General features: G+C 39.3%; 16 protein-coding genes and 1 pseudogene. 15 read left to right on the forward strand and 2 right to left on the reverse strand.

The genetic code is table 11. The annotated features are described in order from the left end of the window. Positions 1 to 343: 343 nt before the first annotated feature. Positions 344 to 3,304, reverse strand: coding sequence for a transglycosylase domain-containing protein (locus tag AXF17_RS05820; protein ID WP_094234209.1), 2,961 nt, complete (start codon positions 3,302 to 3,304; stop codon positions 344 to 346). Positions 3,305 to 3,547: 243 nt separating this feature from the next. Beyond that, on the reverse strand, positions 3,548 to 5,017 hold the full coding sequence (locus AXF17_RS05825; protein ID WP_094234210.1) for a hypothetical protein: 1,470 nt from the start codon (positions 5,015 to 5,017) through the stop codon (positions 3,548 to 3,550). Between the two features lie 283 nt (positions 5,018 to 5,300). Here AXF17_RS05825 and rpmB point away from each other — a divergent pair, with 283 nt between their 5' ends. The 15 genes and pseudogenes from rpmB (at position 5,301) to rpmA (ending at position 20,046) form a co-directional block, all read left to right on the forward strand. Next, the gene (gene rpmB / locus AXF17_RS05830) at positions 5,301 to 5,492 is read left to right on the forward strand and encodes a 50S ribosomal protein L28 (protein ID WP_094234211.1); all 192 of its coding nucleotides are present in this window, start codon (positions 5,301 to 5,303) and stop codon (positions 5,490 to 5,492) included. A 146-nt stretch (positions 5,493 to 5,638) separates the two neighbouring features. Continuing rightward, positions 5,639 to 6,037, forward strand: a complete 399-nt coding sequence (locus tag AXF17_RS05835) for an Asp23/Gls24 family envelope stress response protein (protein ID WP_094234212.1) — start codon at positions 5,639 to 5,641, stop codon at positions 6,035 to 6,037. A 3-nt stretch (positions 6,038 to 6,040) separates the two neighbouring features. After that, on the forward strand, positions 6,041 to 8,086 hold the full coding sequence (gene recG / locus AXF17_RS05840) for an ATP-dependent DNA helicase RecG (RefSeq protein ID WP_094234213.1): 2,046 nt from the start codon (positions 6,041 to 6,043) through the stop codon (positions 8,084 to 8,086). A gap of 18 nt (positions 8,087 to 8,104) precedes the next feature. Continuing rightward, entirely contained in the window at positions 8,105 to 8,647 is a 543-nt protein-coding gene (rsmD, locus tag AXF17_RS05845; protein ID WP_330398558.1) for a 16S rRNA (guanine(966)-N(2))-methyltransferase RsmD, read from the forward strand. 56 nt (positions 8,648 to 8,703) lie between these two features. Next, the gene (gene coaD, locus AXF17_RS05850; RefSeq protein ID WP_094234215.1) at positions 8,704 to 9,192 is read left to right on the forward strand and encodes a pantetheine-phosphate adenylyltransferase; all 489 of its coding nucleotides are present in this window, start codon (positions 8,704 to 8,706) and stop codon (positions 9,190 to 9,192) included. 17 nt (positions 9,193 to 9,209) lie between these two features. Continuing rightward, a complete protein-coding gene (locus AXF17_RS05855; protein ID WP_094234216.1) occupies positions 9,210 to 9,800 on the forward strand; it encodes a hypothetical protein in 591 nt (196 codons plus the stop codon). A 10-nt stretch (positions 9,801 to 9,810) separates the two neighbouring features. Beyond that, positions 9,811 to 11,019 (forward strand): tRNA(Met) cytidine acetate ligase, encoded by a 1,209-nt coding sequence (locus tag AXF17_RS05860; protein WP_094234217.1) that lies wholly within the window; start codon positions 9,811 to 9,813, stop codon positions 11,017 to 11,019. 104 nt (positions 11,020 to 11,123) lie between these two features. Then, positions 11,124 to 11,306, forward strand: coding sequence for a 50S ribosomal protein L32 (gene rpmF, locus AXF17_RS05865; RefSeq protein WP_094234218.1), 183 nt, complete (start codon positions 11,124 to 11,126; stop codon positions 11,304 to 11,306). A 121-nt stretch (positions 11,307 to 11,427) separates the two neighbouring features. Continuing rightward, complete coding sequence (locus AXF17_RS05870) at positions 11,428 to 14,604, forward strand: FtsK/SpoIIIE family DNA translocase (protein WP_094234219.1); 3,177 nt, start codon at positions 11,428 to 11,430, stop codon at positions 14,602 to 14,604. Continuing rightward, on the forward strand, positions 14,604 to 15,929 hold the full coding sequence (rimO, locus tag AXF17_RS05875) for a 30S ribosomal protein S12 methylthiotransferase RimO (RefSeq protein ID WP_094234220.1): 1,326 nt from the start codon (positions 14,604 to 14,606) through the stop codon (positions 15,927 to 15,929). Before AXF17_RS05870 ends, rimO begins: the two co-directional genes overlap by 1 nt. Further along, positions 15,930 to 16,460 (forward strand): CDP-diacylglycerol--glycerol-3-phosphate 3-phosphatidyltransferase, encoded by a 531-nt coding sequence (gene pgsA, locus AXF17_RS05880; protein ID WP_094234221.1) that lies wholly within the window; start codon positions 15,930 to 15,932, stop codon positions 16,458 to 16,460. Between the two features lie 120 nt (positions 16,461 to 16,580). Beyond that, positions 16,581 to 17,831: a competence/damage-inducible protein A gene (locus AXF17_RS05885; RefSeq protein ID WP_157682581.1), complete on the forward strand. Its 1,251-nt coding sequence runs from the start codon at positions 16,581 to 16,583 to the stop codon at positions 17,829 to 17,831. A gap of 227 nt (positions 17,832 to 18,058) precedes the next feature. Next, on the forward strand, positions 18,059 to 19,135 hold the full coding sequence (gene recA, locus AXF17_RS05890; protein WP_094234223.1) for a recombinase RecA: 1,077 nt from the start codon (positions 18,059 to 18,061) through the stop codon (positions 19,133 to 19,135). 133 nt (positions 19,136 to 19,268) lie between these two features. After that, positions 19,269 to 19,568 (forward strand): annotated as a pseudogene (rplU, locus tag AXF17_RS09535) (50S ribosomal protein L21); the annotation flags it as partial. Positions 19,569 to 19,785: 217 nt separating this feature from the next. After that, positions 19,786 to 20,046, forward strand: coding sequence for a 50S ribosomal protein L27 (gene rpmA, locus AXF17_RS05900; RefSeq protein WP_094234225.1), 261 nt, complete (start codon positions 19,786 to 19,788; stop codon positions 20,044 to 20,046). Positions 20,047 to 20,087: the final 41 nt, after the last annotated feature.

Raw genomic sequence — 20,087 nt, forward strand, 5'->3', positions numbered from 1 at the left:
TATTTCTTTTCTTCTATACTTCGGTGCAAATACTATATGATATTTACATCTCCAGCTTGTGTGTGCTAGAGTATTTTTGTCATCCACGATGGCAACCTCCTTTGTTATTTGATGTGGTTGGCGAACCAACACCATGATAACACTGGAGGTTTTTTTCTTGAAGCTAAAGCTATCCTAATCACACCGGCATAGCCGGTGGTTTATTGATTCACTTCGCTATCGCTCGGCGAATCCACTGCTAAAGCAGAACCAAATAGCAAAGCTCCGCTATAATAGCGGAGCTTTATTGTCTAAAAACATTAATATCAATTTAGAAAATTTCAATAATCAGGTCAACCCAAATTTATGCACCTGGTATTGTAGGACCAGAGGAGGTGCCTGTAGAAGATTGTGTGCTATCTTCTTCTGATGCATCATCGTCTTCTTCATAATTTTGAGTATCGGTTACAGCTTTAGGTGGTACGTATGTAGCACGTCCTTTTTCTGTACCTTTAGTATAGTACTCACTTCCAACTCTAATAACGTTGCTAGGCATTGACTTGTACTTGCCAGTCTTGGCATTAGGAACCTGATTCATGATTCGACCCCATAGTCTTGCAGCCATACCTGACATGGATGACAGTTTGATGTTAACGTCGGTACCAATCCATAGCGATGCTGCGTAATTTGGAGTAAATCCATCAAACCAGATATCGTAGTTACTGTTAGTCGTACCAGTCTTACCACCAGCCTGAATGCCGCTTACAGAAGCTGCTCCAGCGATACCATTAGATACTACAGTTTTAAGCATATCAGTCATGATGAAGGCAACTCCTTCGTCCATAACCTTCGTCTTTTTGGATTTGCTCTTAAGTAGAACCTTGCCATGTCTATCTGTAACAGTAGTGTAGGCTACAGATGACTGACGAACACCGCCGTTAGGGAAGCTTGCGTAAGCCTGAGCCATTTCCAAAGGAATTGCACCGTTTGTTAAACCTCCCAGTGCGAGTGCCGCCGAGTTCATATCACTCGTAGAACCCTTGGTTACAATAGTTGTAATTCCAAACTTCTTGAGCATTTCAGCTGAATATTCGTTCCCAACTTGTAACTGAATCTTTACAGCCACAGTATTGATCGATTGCTGTAGTCCACGGCGCATGGATACAGGTCCAGAGAAATTGTTGCTCGCATTCTTTGGCCATACTCTGCCATTAAATGTCATCTGTTCATCGACAATCGTCGACGATGCAGTTAGGTAATCTCCGTAACCCTTAATACCTTGCTTATCGTGCTTGTAATCAACAAGTGGCCAAGTTTCGCCTTTTTCAGCGTAGTCAAAGCTCTTCTGTAGAGCAGCACCATATACAGCAAGCGGCTTTATAGAAGAACCAGGTTGTCTAGGGTTAAGAGCACGGTTATATAGTCTGCTGCCAGTGGAGCCACGTCCACCAACCATCGCCTTAATTTTACCAGTTCCAACTTCAACGACAACCATTGCAGCCTGTGGCTGAATTGTCTTCTCATTGAGAGAGTACGCATCTGGCTTTATTATTAATGAGCTTCCTGACTTAACCATAGCCTTAGGGAAATCCTTAAAGTAGCTCTTGTCAATTACTAAATTGTTGTCGTTGTCAAGCTTCTTATACTTGCTAGGGATGTTGATAAAACCACCTGAATATATATAGAATGTGCCGTTCTCTTGAACGTACTGCTTCTTAAACTCAAGGCTGTAGTTTACCTTTCCACCAGCTTTAGTTGTGTAGATGTGAAGTCGTTTATCGCGCTTAATTGTAACTGAACCATCTTTATTTAATGTAACTTCATCACTTGTCAAAGTAAAGTCACCATCAGCATTAAAACTATCGTTGTAATCGTATAGGAGTATAGATCCATTTGCGCCAATTATGTTACCTGAAGAATCCTTCCTTATGCTAACTAGGGAAGGGAAGTTAGAGCCCGTTTCAAACTCCTTCGAAATAACACTCTGAGCAGTTGAGTCCATAGTGGAGTTAATCTTAAGGCCTCCAGTATAGATCATTCGTTCTGCTTCCTGTGATGAAATTTTATATTTCTTCTGTAAATCTCGAGAAACTTCGTCAATTACGTACTCATTAAAGTACGAGTTCACTGTCTTGTTATTCTTTATAGAAGGGTTGATGAAGTCAATTAAATTTTTGTTGTAAGCTGCTTTAAATTCATTATCGGTAATATATCCCTGCTCGTGCATTAGCTTAAGAGCAGTGTCACGACGATTCTTCGATGTATCGTTTGCGATATACGTATCTGGATCACGAATGATGATATTTGTACTTCCTTCAGCAACAGAGTCTTTTCCTACAAGCTTAACTAGCGCATATGTATCAGGAGCCTGCGGTAGTGCAGCGAGGGCGGCACATTCGTCTAAAGTCAAATCCTTAGGGTCCTTAGAGAAGTACGCGTGAGAAGCCGAGTTTACTCCGTAGCTTCCAAATCCAAGATAAATTGTATTTAGGTATGCTTCGATAATTTGCTTCTTAGAAAGTGATCTCTCAATCTGGCTAGCATAGTACATCTCTAGAATCTTTCGCTTTATACTTCTCTGACTCTTAATATTAGGAAGATATACGTTTCGAGCTAGCTGCTGTGTAATCGTACTGGTTCCGCTAATATGTCCAGAGCCAGTAAATGATTGTACAACAGCACCTGCCATTCTTGTCCAATTGAATCCGTGATGCTTCCAGAAAGTCTTGTCCTCTAGGGCAACAAATGCGTTTATCATATTTTTAGGCATATCCTTGTATGAGATAAGCTGCCTGTCTTGATTATAGAAGACTGTTGTAATCTTGTTGCCTTGATCGTCATAGATTACAGAGCTCTGTGCAACTGACTCATAGATATTCTCTGGATCAATTTTAGGTGCTGTACTGATAACTATGAACGTATATAGGACAGTTATCACGAAGAATATAGCAAATAGGAGAATAAGGTCCTTTAATATCTTACCCTTGCTAAGCACCTTAGGCGTGTTTTTTATCTTTTTGCCGTTAACTACAACTGTTGCGCCGAGGCTCTTGTTGTAGTAAGGATTGTTTTTTAGAAATAGACGATCCTTAAGCGGCTCTCCATTTCCCTTAATTAATCTCGTAAGGAAAAAGCCAGTCTTCTTTTTTGACGCTTTTGACTTTTCCTTAGATTTATTTTTCTTGTTTCTCTTGCTGTTTTTTGCAGATGAATTGTCACCAGTAGGCACCTTTGCTGATTCATCGCCATCAAGTGCTTCAAACTTAGATAGAAACTCATCTATCTCTCGTTCGTTATTAGAAATCTTATCATTTTCAGACTTCATCAGAAACCCTCCAATCTAGAATATTATTCATAAAGCAGACTAATTCATAATATATTCTTCGCTATTATATCACATATATTCATATGAAAAATATTAATAGAAGTTTAAATTAAATAATTGTATCATAATAAAAACGCTTCATAGGAATTGAACTTTGTCAGATAGGGTAGAAGCGTTTTGTTGTAACAGTTTTATAGATTGGGTTGTATCCTTTTATAACTTAAAATGACACATTAATAAGCTTTAAAACTTAAGTAGACCAGACTTTGTATAAGAATTTATGTAGTTAAGTATAGTATTTGTAACTTTTATACCGGCATCTTGGTCGTCATCATTTAGATTGATATGGGTTATATTTGCTTTTTTTTGTATCCCTTTGAGTATAGACATAGTCGTGAACTTCTGATCATTACCAAGCGGAACGGCTATTGTCTGCAAAGCTTTATCGTTCACGTTTGAATATATTGTGCTGAGATCACTAGAGAGTTTGTGATCTTTATTGCTATACGCACTGAAAAGATCATAAGTGCTGATCTCTATACCCGCAAGGGAAGCTGCTGATTCGTTATCTTTCATAATCTGGTCACGGTATGCATCAGTAACACCTGTCGTATTCATCTTAAGATGCATAGTATACCCGTCGACATATAACTCCTCCATAGTATTTGTTGCATATACATCACCTTTAGCATACTTTGCAGGAATCTTATCTTCATCACCAAATCTATAGTTGCTGTTCTTATCTATATATATATATGTTGTTAAGTAATCTATAGTCTTCTGTGATATTACAGTATCTGGAAGTTTAGACTCATCTGTGATAATAGAGTAGCTCATCTTAGCCTCAGGGAAATATTTCTTATTCGCCTTCATGAACTTCTCAACCTGTCCGTCAAAATACTCCTTCGTATCCTTGAGGTTATACGAATCTACGAGAATTATGAATTCAAGTGAGCTAGGGTACATATTTCCGTTGTTACCGACTTTAATATCTGCAATCTGGTATGATACAGATTTATTCTTGTACTTAGAAACGATTGTGCTAAATACATCGAATACATCAGGCTGTTGTGATATATATGAACTCGGGTTATCAGTTTTTATACCAGTAATCTTAACTTTTATGCCAGTATTTTGAGTTCTAGATTCAGTAGTATAAGGTATGGAAATGTCACTCATGCCACTTGCAAATGAGGTGTTTGAAATATAGAGTTTTTTTCCGCTGCTCACATATATAACGTTTGAGTTTGCCGGTATATATGAACTATTAATATTCTTAGCCCCAGAATGTTCGTTATTCTCGTTACTGACGAAAATCGCAATTACACTGCCGCCAGTTGTTTTTGATGTTGAAACTTCATGTAGGGTAGCCAGTGTGTCAGCATCAGTAGCAGCAGTTTTATAATTGTAATCAGCTACAACGACAGTAGCGGGAGCAGTTACGTCGGATGCAGTCTTCGTAATAATGATATTACCGTGTTCATCAGTAATGAACAGTACCTTGTCTTTAGCAGTTTCGCTCTCGATAAACTTTCGGAGATCAGCATTGGATTTAAAATCTTTGGATTTTGATACTAATTGCTCACGGAAAGTCGTGTAGTTATCCTTATCAACGAGGCGAGTTTTAGCCATTTTGTAGTATGCAATTATACCAACGAAAGTTAAGATAATTACGAGAACAATTGCAGTCGTTTTTTTATTAGAATTACGCATGAAAACCCCTTCATAACTATAGCATTTTTTATATAGGGCTTATTATACAGATTAAGTGTGAAGATTAGAACAAGAAAAGGTACTAATTATATTACTGATTAGAATTTTGTCATTATAATCTAAATATATCTCAGATTTGGATTGATTACATAAATTGTCTTGTTGTAATAAATAGACTGTAAAAATTATAACAAAACCCTTGCACCTAGTGCAATTGTTGTGTTATAATTCTCATCGCGTTACTAATAAATGCAACTATATCAACTACAAGGAGGTGCGGCAAATGTCCAGAAAATGTGAAGTTTGCGGTAAGGGTCAGGCTTCGGGAAACGCTGTTTCTCATTCTAACAGACATTCGAAGAGAAAGTGGAATGCTAACATTCAGTCTGTAAGAATTAGCGAGAACGGTACGGTCAGAAAGGCAAACGTTTGCACGAGTTGCCTGAGATCTGGCAAAGTAGACCGTGCCATTTAGTCTATATACCCGAAATCTTGTCTTAAACGGTTCACCGTTTAAGGCTTTTTTTATTCCGTGATAATAAATACTGCGTTATAATCGCTATTATCAGAATAATCATATATAATCTTTAATTAAGATATGAAATATAATCGGAGGATGATATGAAGCTAGTCAGTAGTTCAGAATATGGTGCAGTCAGGATTAGTAAACAGGTTTTGGACAAACTTGTGCTTGATGAGCTGCTTAAATATGAAGATGTGGTCTTTCCATGTAGCCAGAACGGAAAACCACTAAAAAGAAGCTTTTTTTTTGGTATAAATGAGCTACTTTCTTCCATTGAGGTTCAAGAGACAACTAATGGCATTTATATTGTCTTCTATATAATAATAAAGTTTGGTGAAAGCATTAATGAGATTAGCAACACCATTTTTAATAGTATTGAGCGTGATTTCGAGATGTTTTCTCTCACCAAACCTGTAGAGATAAAGGCATGTATTAAGGGCGTACAAGCTGAACATCTCATGAAGAGAGATGTTGAGGTAGTTAGGACGAATGAATAGATTATGAAATTAAGTGACAGTGTAACGACAATAAAAGGTGTCGGTGTGAAAAAGCAAACAGTACTTGAGGCGATGGGTATCACCACAATTTACGATTTGCTTGAACATAAGCCAATTAGATATCAGAATAGACTTAATCGTACTCCCTTTATGGATGTGACTGAAGATAATGATGTTTTGATTGGTGGTGTTTTGATTAATAAAAGACTTCGCTCTATAGGTAAAGGTCGAACAATGCTTGAATGTGCGATACGTGATGAGAGCGGTATATTTCATGCAATATTTTTTAATATGCCATTTCTTGAAAAGAATTTGAGATTAGGATCGGATTATACATTGTTTGGTAAGATGAAGTGGAGAAATGGAGCCAAGATTATAGTTAATCCTGAAATGGCTCTTGCGGGCAGTCCGCGAGATATACGTGGAATAATTCCTGTATATAGGAGATCCGCTGGAATATCTTCAAATGAACTATCAAAACTGATTCGTACCGTTTCAAAGAAGTTAGATGGATCATGTGAGTGGCTTAGTAAAGCACTTTTAGAAAAAAACAATCTTGCTCCCGAGGACTATGCATACAAAAATATTCATTTCCCAGAGAGTGGGGCTGCCTACAATAGGGCGAAGTTTAGGCTAATTTACGATAAACTCCTCGCATTTCAATATTCCGTTTTGCATAACCGCAGATTACTTGATGAAGAATGCGGAAATTCAAGAATGGAGCCTGTGGATATATGTGTGTTCACCGACTCGCTTCCATTTAAGCTTACAGAGGAGCAGAAGAACGCAATAAATGATATAGAGCATGATTTGCTTAGTACAAGAGCAATGAATAGACTTGTACAGGGAGACGTTGGATGCGGAAAAACTGTCGTTGCAGAAGCAGCGATATTTCACGCTATAAGTGCAGGGTGGCAGGCAGCCTTTATGGTGCCAACTGAAATCTTAGCTAGGCAGCATTTTTTTAAATTGAGTAAGGATCTAGGAAAGTTTGGAATGAGGACAGCGCTTCTTGTCAGTGGCCTTAAAGCTGCTGAGAGAAGAGAGATTCTTGAGGGTGTTAAAAGCGGTGATATTGATGTAGTTGTTGGAACACACGCTCTTATTCAATCTGATGTAGAATTTGCAAAACTTGGTCTAGTTATAACCGATGAACAGCATAGATTTGGTGTTGACCAGCGTAAAATTTTGGCAGAAAAGGCAGAAGTGGTTAATGTTCTAGTAATGTCAGCAACTCCGATTCCTAGAACACTTGCAACGACAGTGTTTGGTGATATGGACTTCTCTGTTATAAAGGGTAAACCATCAAATCGGAAGGAAATCATCACTAGATACATAACTGAAAAATCACGTGAACGTGCATATGCAAATGTTTACAACGAAGTAAAAAATGGTAATAGAGCATATATCGTAGCACCGTCAATTGAGGATAGTAACGATAGCGACTTAACCTCCGTAGAAGCTCTTTTCGATGAAGTAAAAACAAAGTTCAAGGGCTCGAAGGTGGGGCTTATTCATGGTAAGCTTGATAAGCTTGAAAAAGAGCAAATAATGAATGAATTTGCTACTGGGACTATCGAAATACTCGTATCAACAGTAGTAATTGAAGTTGGTATAGACGTACCTGAGGCGACCGTAATAGTGATTGAAAACGCAGAACGATTTGGTTTAGCGCAGTTACATCAGCTAAGGGGGAGAGTAGGAAGAAGTGATTTACAGTCATATTGCTATATAATATGTTACAGTGAGTCTGAAAATGCAATAAGCCGAATGAATGCCATGGTAACTATGAGCGATGGATTTGAGATAAGTGAAGAAGATTATAAACTTCGTGGTGCTGGAGACTTGATGGGGACTATGCAACACGGATATTCAGGCAACAGCTTTTACGACCTTTTTGGGTATGATAAAATATTGAAACTTGCAACTACTGACGCAGAACTAATGTTATCTAAAAATCCAAGTGAGCTTGAGGCGTTCGTAGATATGGATCAGCTTCAATTACGAACTAACAATATTATGGTGCAAGATAATAGCAATATAATATAGCAGATTAACGCAAAGGAGATTCCGATGAAGATTAATTCTGGTAGATTTAAATACAGAAAGATTGAGGTTCCTGAAACCACTAGACCGACAACTGAAAAAGTTAGAGAGGCGGTATTCAGCATGCTTATCGGACGAGTGGAGGGAGCAACTGCGCTGGATCTATTTGCTGGTTCTGGAGCGCTAGGACTAGAGGCGTTATCAAGGGGAGCAGAGTACTGTGTATTTAATGAAGGCGACAGAAAAAGCTACAAAATCCTGAAAAATAACATTGAAAATTGCAAAGCAGAAGAAATTTCTTCAATTTATAATACTGATTATAGAAAGGCTTTAGTGCTTGCAAATAGAGAGTTTGACATCATATTTGTAGACCCACCTTACCGTGAAGGGTATTATGGTGAAGTGTTTGAACTCGTTGAGGAATATGGGCTTTTGGCGGATGAAGGAGTTATTGTTGTCGAGCATCTAAACGATAATTTATTATCGGACAATATCGGTGGTTTTGTTAAAACTAAGGAGAAAAGGTATGGTACGATAGGTATTGACTTTTTCGAAAGAGCTTAAAACCTTGCAAATACAATATCTGTTTGTTAAAATACCTTGGAGAGATGGTGATTAATATGAAGAGAACTGCAATTTATGCGGGTTCATTTGATCCTATTACCAGTGGTCACTTGGATATTATTGAACGCGCAGCCAATATGTTTGACAGTCTGACTGTCGGCATAGCCGTTAACAGTTCTAAGACACCTCTATTCACCTTAGATGAAAGAAAGCATATCGTATCAAAGGTGACGGAACACATTCCTAATGTCGAAATTGATGTATTTGATGGACTGCTCGCAGAGTACGTTAATAATCACGATTTCGAAGCTGTTGTGAGAGGGCTTAGAGCTACTACTGATTTTGAATATGAAATTCAGATGGCGCAGATGAATGCTCGCTTATACACGGGTGGGACAGAGACTGTTTTCTTGATGACAGACCCTCGGTATTCGTTCATTAGTTCATCTCTTATCAAAGAAGTAGTCTCTTATGGTGGCGATGTAAACGGGTTGCTGCCAGACTATGCAAACGAAATGATTAAAACTAAAGTTGATAATCAATAAACTAGGAGGAAATCGTTATGAGCGACGCATCAATTAGAGTTATGACACTACTTGACGATCTCGAGGAAATTCTGGCTAATGCATCTAAGGTTCCTTTCTCGGAGAAGGCTATTGTAGATAGCGATGAAATTAGGAGTATTGTTGATGACATTAGACTCAGCATGCCTAAGGACATTCAGCAGGCAAAGTGGGTTAAGGATGAACAGGATAGAATCCTTAACGAAGCTAGAGGTGAGTATGATAAGGTAATCATCGCAGCTAAAAAGCAGGCTGAGTATCTTGTTGAGAATGATATTATCAAAAAGGAAGCTGAGAAGAGAGCTGATGCTCTTATCTCTGAAGCTGAAAACCACAGCAGATACATTAAGTTACGCTCTTACGAATATGTAGATAAGCTTCTATTTGATATGCAGAACGATATCGCTAAGGTTGCGACTGAGTACATTCAGCCAATGAATGACTACTTTACAGATATGCTTGGTGAGATGAATGGCAGAGTAAATGGAAACCGTCAGGAGATGAAGGCTCTTGCTGAGCGTATCCAGGGCGGAGCTTCATATAGCGAAGGACAGCAGGCTGCTCCAGCAGCTGAAGAAGACGAGGAGTAATAATTACCCGATGAAAGTTCTGGGAATTGTTGCAGAATACAATCCTCTTCATAATGGACATCTGTACCACATCAATAAAGCAAAGCAAGAAACTGGTGCTGATGCAGTAATAGTCGTTTTGAGCGGAGATTATGTGCAGCGCGGTGAACTTGCTGCGGCCAACAAGTGGATTAGAGCAGAGTCAGCTATTAAGAATGGAATAGACGCAGTGTTTGAGATACCTGTTTATGCGTGTCTTAGCAATGCGTCTGTTTATGCGTCTACGGCAATTAAACTTCTCGCTGCAACTGGCGTTATAGATGTCATATCATTTGGTAGCGAGTCTGGGAATCTGAAAGAATTAACAGAGATTGTCTATAATCTTAATGATTTGAGGATAGGAGAACGGATTAGTGAACTGTCAAAGGATGGTCACAGTTATCCACGAGCACGTGCAATTGCATATGAAGAGCTCTTTGGGAGTAATTCTGATGAAGCTTTAAGTAAACCAAATGACACACTTGCTATTGAGTATATTAAGGCACATTCAGCCCTTAAGAACTCAAATATAGCTCTTCATACAGTAAAACGTGAGTCATCAGGATATTCAGCAGCGTTTGATAATCGCATGAGATTTCAAAGTGCTTCTGGAATCAGACAAGCTATTCGAGATGGGATTGGTGTATCTGATTTTATGCCTGAAGATTCATTCCAATACATGAAAGCTAACTCTGCTGTTATTAGAGATAGAATCGATGATAATCTATTTAATTTAGTGAGGTATGCCCTTTTAAATCTTTCGTCTGATGAAATAGACGAGTTTCCACAAGGTGGAGAAGGTATAGGTGCTAAACTTTTGAAAGCGATTAGAATAAGTAACTCGATAGATGAATTGATTATGGCAGCAAAGAGTAAGAGGTATACGTACACCCGGATTTCTAGGCTATTGATGCAGATTGTATTAGGAATTAAACGTACGGATTTTGGTGAAATAGATCCAGGATACTTTAGATTGCTTGCAGCTAATGAAACAGGTAGGAAGCTCATAAGAAAGGCAAAGAACGAAGAGCTAAATAAGTTACCTATTTTGACGAATATCAATAGGGAAGCTCATAAACTACAGATATTTGCAAAGAAACAATTGCTTCTTGACGTTAAGGCGGCGGATACATACAATATTCTAGCAATGAATGATATGTATAAGGAGTCGGATCGTGTAAAAAGTCCGACATTACTTTAAATTTCGTTGACATAGAGAGGCGCATCATATATACTATTAACCTGTAATGCGTGAAATGTAATTCGGACATTTAAGATAATCACATTTGTAAGGAGGTGTCGACAATGGCAGTACCAAAGAGGAAAACATCGAAAGCAAAGACTGCTAGCAGAAAGGCTGCTAACATGAAGATGGGCGCTCCAGGACTTTCAACTTGTCCTCAGTGTCATGAGCCAAAGCTTCCACACAGAGTTTGCCCAACATGCGGATTTTATGATGGAAAAGACGTCGTAAATAACGCTGAATAGTTTAGACAAGCCCATGATCCGAGATACCTCGGGTCTTTTTCTTTTTTTGCAAATATACGCTACAAATAGTATAATTAAGCAGCTATAGCTATTTAATACGACATAGAGAAATTGGGGAATTATGGCAGAGGACAAGAAAAAGCGCGGTCCGGGTAGACCGCCTGGTAGCAAGAATAAATCTACTAAGAAAGCAGCTTCTTCATCTAGCAAGAGGAGCAGCAGTAATGCGGAAACTGCAGAGCGGAAGCAGATTCGCAAGATGCAGGAAAAGCGCAATTCAAATAGAAAGCTTATTGATGAGATATGGGGCATAGCCATATTTGCAATAGGTGTTTTTTTGATATTTACAATGAAGAGCAACAGCACAGGAAGCTTTGGACATAGTATACATAATGTGCTTCGGGGACTGTTCGGTGGAATGTCTTATGTGCTACCGTATTTTTTGATAGTTGTTGCAATAAGCTTATTCTTTCAAAAGTTACAGCATTTAAATGGTAGAACCGCTTCGTTAACAGCACTCATATATCTAATGATGTGTGCTCTAAATGGGTATAGATTCGTTAATGCAGATAAGGTTAGATTTGGCTTTGGGGATATTCTGCTTTTCTATAGAGATGGCGTTAGAGGGCGTAATGCTGGTGCTGTCGGGATGGAACTAGCTAATATTCTTGTCAAGTTTATTGGAAAGCCTGGACTAATCATTTTAGGATTGGCTCTAATTGTAATATCTATACTTCTGGTTGTTAATACGCCAATTTCTAAGCAGATTCAGGCTTTTAGAGAGGCAAGAGAAGAAAAGCGTTTGATTAGAGAATTTGAGCGTTCAAGCGGCAATGTAAGTGCAACCTCGAGTCTTGGAGAGAAGAAGACCAGCGAAAGTCTATCTGCTTCAGTTAAGCCAGATACAAGTGAACAAGTTGAATTAAATAGACAAGCGCAAGAAAGTATTCCAACAGGGTTTACTGCCTCTTCAAGCGGCGGTATTCATGATGTATCAGAAGACGGTTTTATTGGATATTCAAATGCTCCATTAGAAGAAGAGCCAACATCTGGACTATTTGGCAGAATGCTTGCAAAACATCTTAATTCTAGAAAGCAGCGAGCACAGGCAAATGAGACTGGGGCATCTTTAAGTCTTCAGGATAATAAGTCCAATTCCGATTTATATTCAACATCTGGACAGAACACTACTGAAAAAAAATCCGCAGCAGGATTCCCTGATGAAAACACGAGAAGAGAACTCGCTAATATGCTCGATAGTGGGGCGGATTTTGGTGACGCTGATGTGTCTGTATATGATGGATATAGGGGTAAGACAGGAAAAGAGGCAGGTCTAGGACTTGGTGATGCAGATACAGAAGGTTTCTCCTCTAATACTCAGACTGGTTATGGCTTAGATGGTGTAGTTAGCTCGCCTAATAGTTCTACAGGACTGTGTGGATACGATGGCGTTAATGATATTGGCAATAATTACTCTAGAACTGGACTCGGGTTAGATGGTGAAGTGCAGTCATCAAAAGCAAGACCTAAAACTGCTACTTATCGTGGGCCAGGAACACCTGAATTTGATGAGATGAAAGCTCGTGAGGCGGCTGCAGTTGCTGATATTAGTGTACCACATGGTACAGATATAGGTTTAGTTGCAGCTGCGGCTGGCGGTATTGCAGTTACGAAAAGAGATTCTACAGATGATGCCGTTTATGAACAAAAAGAAGATAATAGACCTACGAAAGCGGATCATGATGAAATTGCAAAGCAAGCTTTGGCAGGACAGTCGAAGAAAGAGGATAATTACATTTTCCCGTCAGTAAATCTATTAAACAGACCGAAGCCTAACAACAATATGATGAGTGGCAACCAACTTGAGGAGCGCGCTCGTCTTTTAGAACAGACACTAAATGACTTTAACGTTGAGGCTAAAGTTCTTAACGTTACTCAAGGTGCCTCTGTAACTAGATATGAAGTGCAACCAGCTACTGGAGTTAAGGTTAGCAAGATAACAGGACTTGCTGATGATATAGCACTTAATATGAGGGCGAAGAGTATCCGAATAGAGGCACCAATACCAGGCAAGGCTGCAGTTGGAATCGAAGTTGAGAACGAAAAGGCTGCCCCAGTACTTATCAGGGAGCTTATTGAATCTAACGAGTTTAAACTTGCTAAGTCAAAGATCAGCTTTGTTGTTGGTAAAGACGTTTCCGGACGTAATATAATTGCGGATTTACACAGCATGCCACACATGCTAATAGCTGGTGCTACAGGCTCCGGTAAGAGTGTGTGTATTAACACCATAATCACAAGCCTTCTTTACAAAGCCTCGCCTGATGAGGTTAAACTTGTGTTGATTGATCCTAAGGTTGTTGAGCTTGGGAGTTATAATGGTATTCCGCATATGCTTATACCAGTCGTTACTGATCCTAAGAAAGCTGCAGCAGCACTTAACTGGGCTGTTAACGAGATGCAGCAGAGATATAACAAATTTGCTGAACTTGGAGCAAAGGATCTGGCTTCGTATAATCAGTCAGTATTGAGTGCTGGCGAAGACGATAAAGTTATGCCGCAGATAGTTATCGTTATAGACGAACTAGCGGATCTTATGATGGCTGCATCATCTCAGGTTGAAGAAGCTATATGTAGGTTGGCTCAGAAGGCGAGAGCTGCAGGGATGCATTTAATTGTAGCTACTCAGAGACCGTCTGTTGACGTAGTAACGGGTCTCATCAAGGCAAATATTCCATCGAGAATCGCATTTAGCGTATCTTCGCAATTTGACTCTCGTACAATTATTGATACTGCAGGAGCTGAGAAGCTTCTCGGTAAAGGAGATATGCTCTTCTCGCCAGTAGAATCTAATAAACCTATCAGAATTCAAGGTCCATATATCTCTGAGACGGAGAGCGCTGCTGTTATTGATTTTGTGAAATCACAGAGTGAAACTGAATACAGGGAAGATGTGATTCAGAGTATTGAAGTTTCAGATAAACCTACACCACAGGATTCTTCTACAGATGAACTTACTGAAGATGCAATAGAATTTATCCTTAAGCAGAAGCAGGCATCAGTTTCGATGCTTCAGAGAAGGTTTAGAATCGGATATAATCGCGCAGCTCGCATCATAGATGAGATAGAAGAGATGGGCATAATAGGTGCTTCTGATGGATCGAGGCCAAGACAGGTTTTGACAACGGAAGAAGAATATTACGGACCAGCAAATCAGACTACTTTTGAAAGTGGTTCGGGAAATTACGATTCGAATAATATGGATGATCAATCTGTAAATAGTAATGGAGATTTTTAATGACTAATTCGAATAAGACGTTCTATATTGACACATTAGGTTGTGCGAAGAACGACTATGATTCGCAGGTGTTAGCAGCCGAGCTTATGGGGCGGGGATGTACTCTGTCTGATTCACCGGAATCGGCGGATATTCTGATTGTAAATACTTGTGGATTTATTGAATCGGCCAAGGTAGAGTCGATTGAACACATCTTTAGCATGGCAGCACTCAAGGGTGAGACGAAGAAGCTCGTTGTGACGGGGTGTCTCTCTGAACGTTATCACGAAGACCTTGTCAAGGAGATTCCAGAAGTTGATATCTTTACAGGTGTAAATGACTATGATGAACTTCCGGATCTTCTTCTGTCAGATAATGAGGTTATGGCAGACAGTGTGAAGGGAAAGGTTGGTAAAGTTCTACCGTACAAAGAGAGAGTTCTTCCAAATAACTCTTACTCTGGCGTGTTGAAAATTGCCGAAGGATGTAATAACACTTGTGCTTTTTGTGCTATTCCGAAGATACGCGGACCTTTCCGTAGCAAGAAGATTGAGGATGTAGTTAGGGAAGCGAAGGTCATGGCTGAGAGAGGTATTAAGGAGCTTACTATAATTGCTCAAGATACTTCTTACTATGGCAAAGATCTATATGGACACGCCATACTCCCAAAGCTCCTCGAAGAGTTGTGTAAGGTAGATGGTATCGAATGGATTAGGCTCATGTACGTATATGATGATGGTATTACAGATGAGCTTATAGAGACAATTGCTTCAAATGATAAGATTTGCAACTATCTCGATATTCCAATTCAGCATATCTCAGACAACGTTCTAAGTAGAATGAGGAGAAACTCTACAGGAGATTCTATAAGAGAGACATTCATAAAACTCCGTGAGAATATACCTGACATACACATCAGAACGACGATGCTTGTCGGATTCCCGGGAGAGCGTGAAGAGGATTTTGAGGAATTGCTTGAGTTTGTCAGAGAAGTCAAAATAGACAGGCTGGGCGTATTTGCATTTTCCGATGAGGAAGGCACTCTTTCGCATATACTTGATGGAAAACTACCTGAAGATATCAAAGAAGCGCGTAGAGACAGCATAATGGAGCTACAGGTGGGCATTAGTGAAGAGCTTAACCGTAAGAAAATTGGTAGGGTTTTCGAAGTTATGGTTGATGAAGTTCAAGCTGATGGTGAATATGTAGGCAGAACTCGATATGATGCACAAGAGATAGATAACGAGGTTAACTTCGTAAGCAAACGTGTTCTTAATCCAGGAGATATTGTGAATGTTGAAATAACAGAAGCCTACGAGTATGATCTCGTAGGCGAGGAGGTTTAGATGAATTTACCTAATAAATTGACAGTTGGCAGAATGATTGCTGTTCCGTTCTTCGTTTCGGCATTTATGATGCAGCATTACATGGTTGCGTTTATTATATTTATCGCAGCATCATTTACTGATTTGCTAGACGGAAAGATTGCTAGAGCTAGAGGTCTTGTTACGAACTTTGGAAAGATTATGGATCCGCTAGCCGATAAGATTTTGGTATATTCGGCTTTGTGTCTTCTCATAGCAGAAGGAACTATTCCAGCGTGGTCTCTAATCGTTATCCTTGCTAGAGAATTTGCGGTAAGCGGTATGAGAACAGTTGCAGCTTCAGAGGGACGAGTAGTCGCAGCTGGTATGAGCGGTAAAATCAAAACTGTTCTTCAGATGATTGCAGTACCGACTCTTATTCTTGCGCTAACATTTAATTCCGTGTATGTTTTGATGACGATTGGAATGGCTATGTTCTGGGCTTCATTGGCGGCAACAATATATTCAGGATGTGAGTATATCATTAAGAATAAAGACGTTTTCTCTATGTAATTAATTAAATGATATTATACTTATATCAAGAAATCTAATTTTATAAATATTAATATAATAAGTTTGCTTACTCGGGGTGCTTGAATGTACGCCGAGTAGTTGTGTAGATGGGTAATGGATATGAACGTATCGATAATAGCGGTTGGAACAGAATTACTTTTTGGTCAGACAGTTAATACGAATGCTACCTATATATCAAATAAATTGAATCTAATGGGATTCAATGTCATGTATCACCATGTAGTTGGTGATAATCCAGGGAGATTAAAGGAGTTGGTAAAATCAACTTTTACTGATAATGACATGATTATTTGCACTGGTGGTCTCGGGCCAACGCAGGATGACTTGACTAAGGAAATTGTTGCAGAGGCGATGAGTGTGGAACTGTATTTTGATGAGAGGTGTTATAGAGAAATTAAGTCATATTTTGATGATAGAGGCCGTACCATGTCTGAAAACAACCGCAAACAGGCATTTATACCTGTAGGAGCGGAAGTGTTTCACAATGAAGCTGGTACCGCGCCTGCGTTTGGTCTTGAAAAGGACGGTAAATGTGCAATTTGCTTACCAGGCCCACCTCGTGAAATGAAATGGTTGTTTGAAAACTGCGTAACAAGTTACTTAAAGCGATTCTCGAGCAAAGAGATGTATTATAGGGTAATAAGAACTATTGGAATCGGAGAATCTGATCTTGAAACGAAGCTCCTTCCGCTTATAAATAACCAGAATGATCCTACAATTGCAACGTATGCCAAAGAAGGTGAATGTACGCTCCGTGTTGCTTCTCAGCGCGAATCTGAGACAGCGGCACGTACAGCCGTTGATTGTATGGTTAACGAGATTGACAAGCTTATTGGAGAATATATTTATAGCTATGATGATGAAGAGTTAGCTAAAGTCGTGGTTAGGCGGCTTAGAGAAAAAGAGTTATATTTATCCTCGGCAGAATCATGCACTGGAGGTGTATTTGCTTCTTGTATCACTGACGTACCAGGTGCATCAAAAGTGTTCTCACATGGTTTTATAACATATAGCGCTGAAGCAAAAGAGGAAGTATTAGGCGTAGATAAAACCGCTATACATGAACACTCTGTAGTGAGTTCAAAAGTAGCAATTATGATGGCAAAAGGTGCTCAGAAAGTTTCAAATAGTGATATAGCTATCTCTATTACAGGATATGCTGGCCCGGAAGCGGACGAGGGTAGGGATAATGGCAACGCGTATATAGGATACTCGTGTAGCGATAAATTTGAAGGCAAGAGTGGATACATAGAGCTCAATACCAAAAGAAATGACAGAAAGTGGAATAGAAATTACTTTAAGTTAAGAATGCTACTTGTCGTATATCACATACTAAACGGCAAAATCTAATCTACAATAAAAAAGAATTAATTTGACGATATTATATTATCGTTTATTTAAGCACAATTGAAGTAATAAATTAAAAATGTGACGGAAATTCTTAATAAGTGATTATATCGTCGCTTAATGGTTATATTTAGTTTGACCACTATTACTATCAGAATATATAATCTTGACAAATGGCAGAACATTATATACAATACGAACAGATGTTCGGAAAATATACAGGAGGGACTATGGCAGTTAGGTCAAGTAAAGATAAGAGCGTAATTGGTAACGTTAGTGATAAAGAAAAGGCTCTTGAACATGCGCTAGATGAGATTCATAAAGTATTTGGTAAAGGTGCTGTTATGAAGCTCGGAGATGAGGGGTTACATAACAATATTGAAGGAATTTCTACTGGATCGATATCACTAGACGTTGCTACTGGAATCGGTGGTGTTCCACGTGGACGTATTGTTGAGATTTATGGACCAGAATCATCAGGAAAGACCACTCTTACATTGCACTGCATTGCAGAGGCGCAGAAGGCTGGTGGCAAGGCAGCATTTATAGATGCTGAACATGCACTTGATCCTGTTTATGCAAAGAACCTAGGTGTAGATGTAGATGATCTTTTAGTTTCACAGCCTGATACTGGAGAACAAGCTCTAGAGATTTGCGATATGCTTGCAAGAAGTGGAGCTATTGATCTTATTGTTATCGACTCTGTAGCTGCACTAGTTCCAAAGGCTGAAATTCAGGGTGATATGGGAGACTCTCATGTTGGACTCCAGGCTAGACTTATGTCGCAAGCTCTCAGAAAGATTGCAGGAACAGTCAATAAGACTAATACGTGTGTAATCTTCATCAATCAGCTTCGTGAGAAGATTGGAATTATGTTTGGTAATCCAGAGACTACAACTGGTGGTAGAGCACTCAAGTTCTATGCAAGTATGCGTCTTGATGTTAGACGTGCTGATTCTATTAAGCGTGGCGATGAAACTATCGGTAATAGGACGAAAGTTAAGATTGTTAAGAACAAGGTGGCTCCTCCGTTTAAGCTAGCTGAATTTGATATTATGTACGGAGAGGGAATCTCCATCGCTGGAGACGTGCTCGATACTGCAACCGAGATGAAGTTTATCGACAAGGCTGGTTCATGGTACAGCTATGAGGGCGAGAGAATCGGACAGGGACGTGAGAATGTAAAGGAATTTCTCGTTTCGCATCCTGAAATCCTTGAGACTCTCAAGACTAAAATCATGGATGCAATCCACGGAAACGATGAAGAAGAAGTCAAAGTCGATGAAGATGGAGTAGTAATCGAATAATTACGATATTTAATGTTCTAGGATTTGACATAAGTCCTAGAACATGTTATATTTAAACGGTTAGCCGCACAGGAGGGGTTTCAAAGCGTAGCACCCATGGTTCTGGCGAGTCTGGTTTGAGGAGGAAATAAATATGTACGCAATTATTAAGACAGGCGGTAAGCAGTATAGGGTACAGGAAAATGATGTACTAAAGGTTGAAAAGCTTAACGTTGCAGTAGGAGAGACAGTTACCTTTGATGAGGTTGTAGCTGTTGGAGGAGACAAGCTTCAGATAGGCACACCATTTGTTGAGGGTTGTACAGTTCAGGCTGAAGTACTTGAGCAGGGTAAGAGCGATAAGGTTATTATCTTTAAGTATAAGGCTAAGAAGGACTACAGAAGAAAGAATGGTCACAGACAGCCATACACTCTAGTTAAGGTTACAAGCATTGGCGTAGCAGCTAAGAAGGCAGCTCCAGTTAAAGCTAAAGCTGCAGAGAAGGCAGAGAAGTCTGAAGTAAAGGCTTCGCTATCCATGAAGAAGGAAGAACTTCTTAAGATTGCTAAGAATCTTGGAGTTGAGATTCCTTCAAAGGCTACTAAGGCTGATATTCTTTCAGCAATTGAATCTAAGTAATTAAGAATTTCAATATAGGAGGTGACTAGTCATGTCAAGTAAAAAAGGAGTAGGTAGTTCCAAGAACGGTCGTGATTCCGAGTCCAAACGCTTGGGACTTAAAATAGGTGCGGGACAGTATGTAAGTGCTGGAAGCATTCTCGTTAGACAGAGAGGAACAAAGTTCCATCCTGGTAACAACGTTGGTATCGGTGGAGATGACACTCTATTTGCAAAGATCAATGGAAACGTTAAGTTTGAGAGATTTGACAAGAAGAGAAAGCAGATCAGCGTATATAGCGAAGAAGCTTAAACTTATTGACCCCTTATTTTGAGGGGTCAATTTTAATATTT

The sequence above is a fragment of the Mogibacterium pumilum genome (genome assembly GCF_002243385.1).
GTDB lineage: Bacteria > Bacillota > Clostridia > Peptostreptococcales > Anaerovoracaceae > Mogibacterium > Mogibacterium pumilum.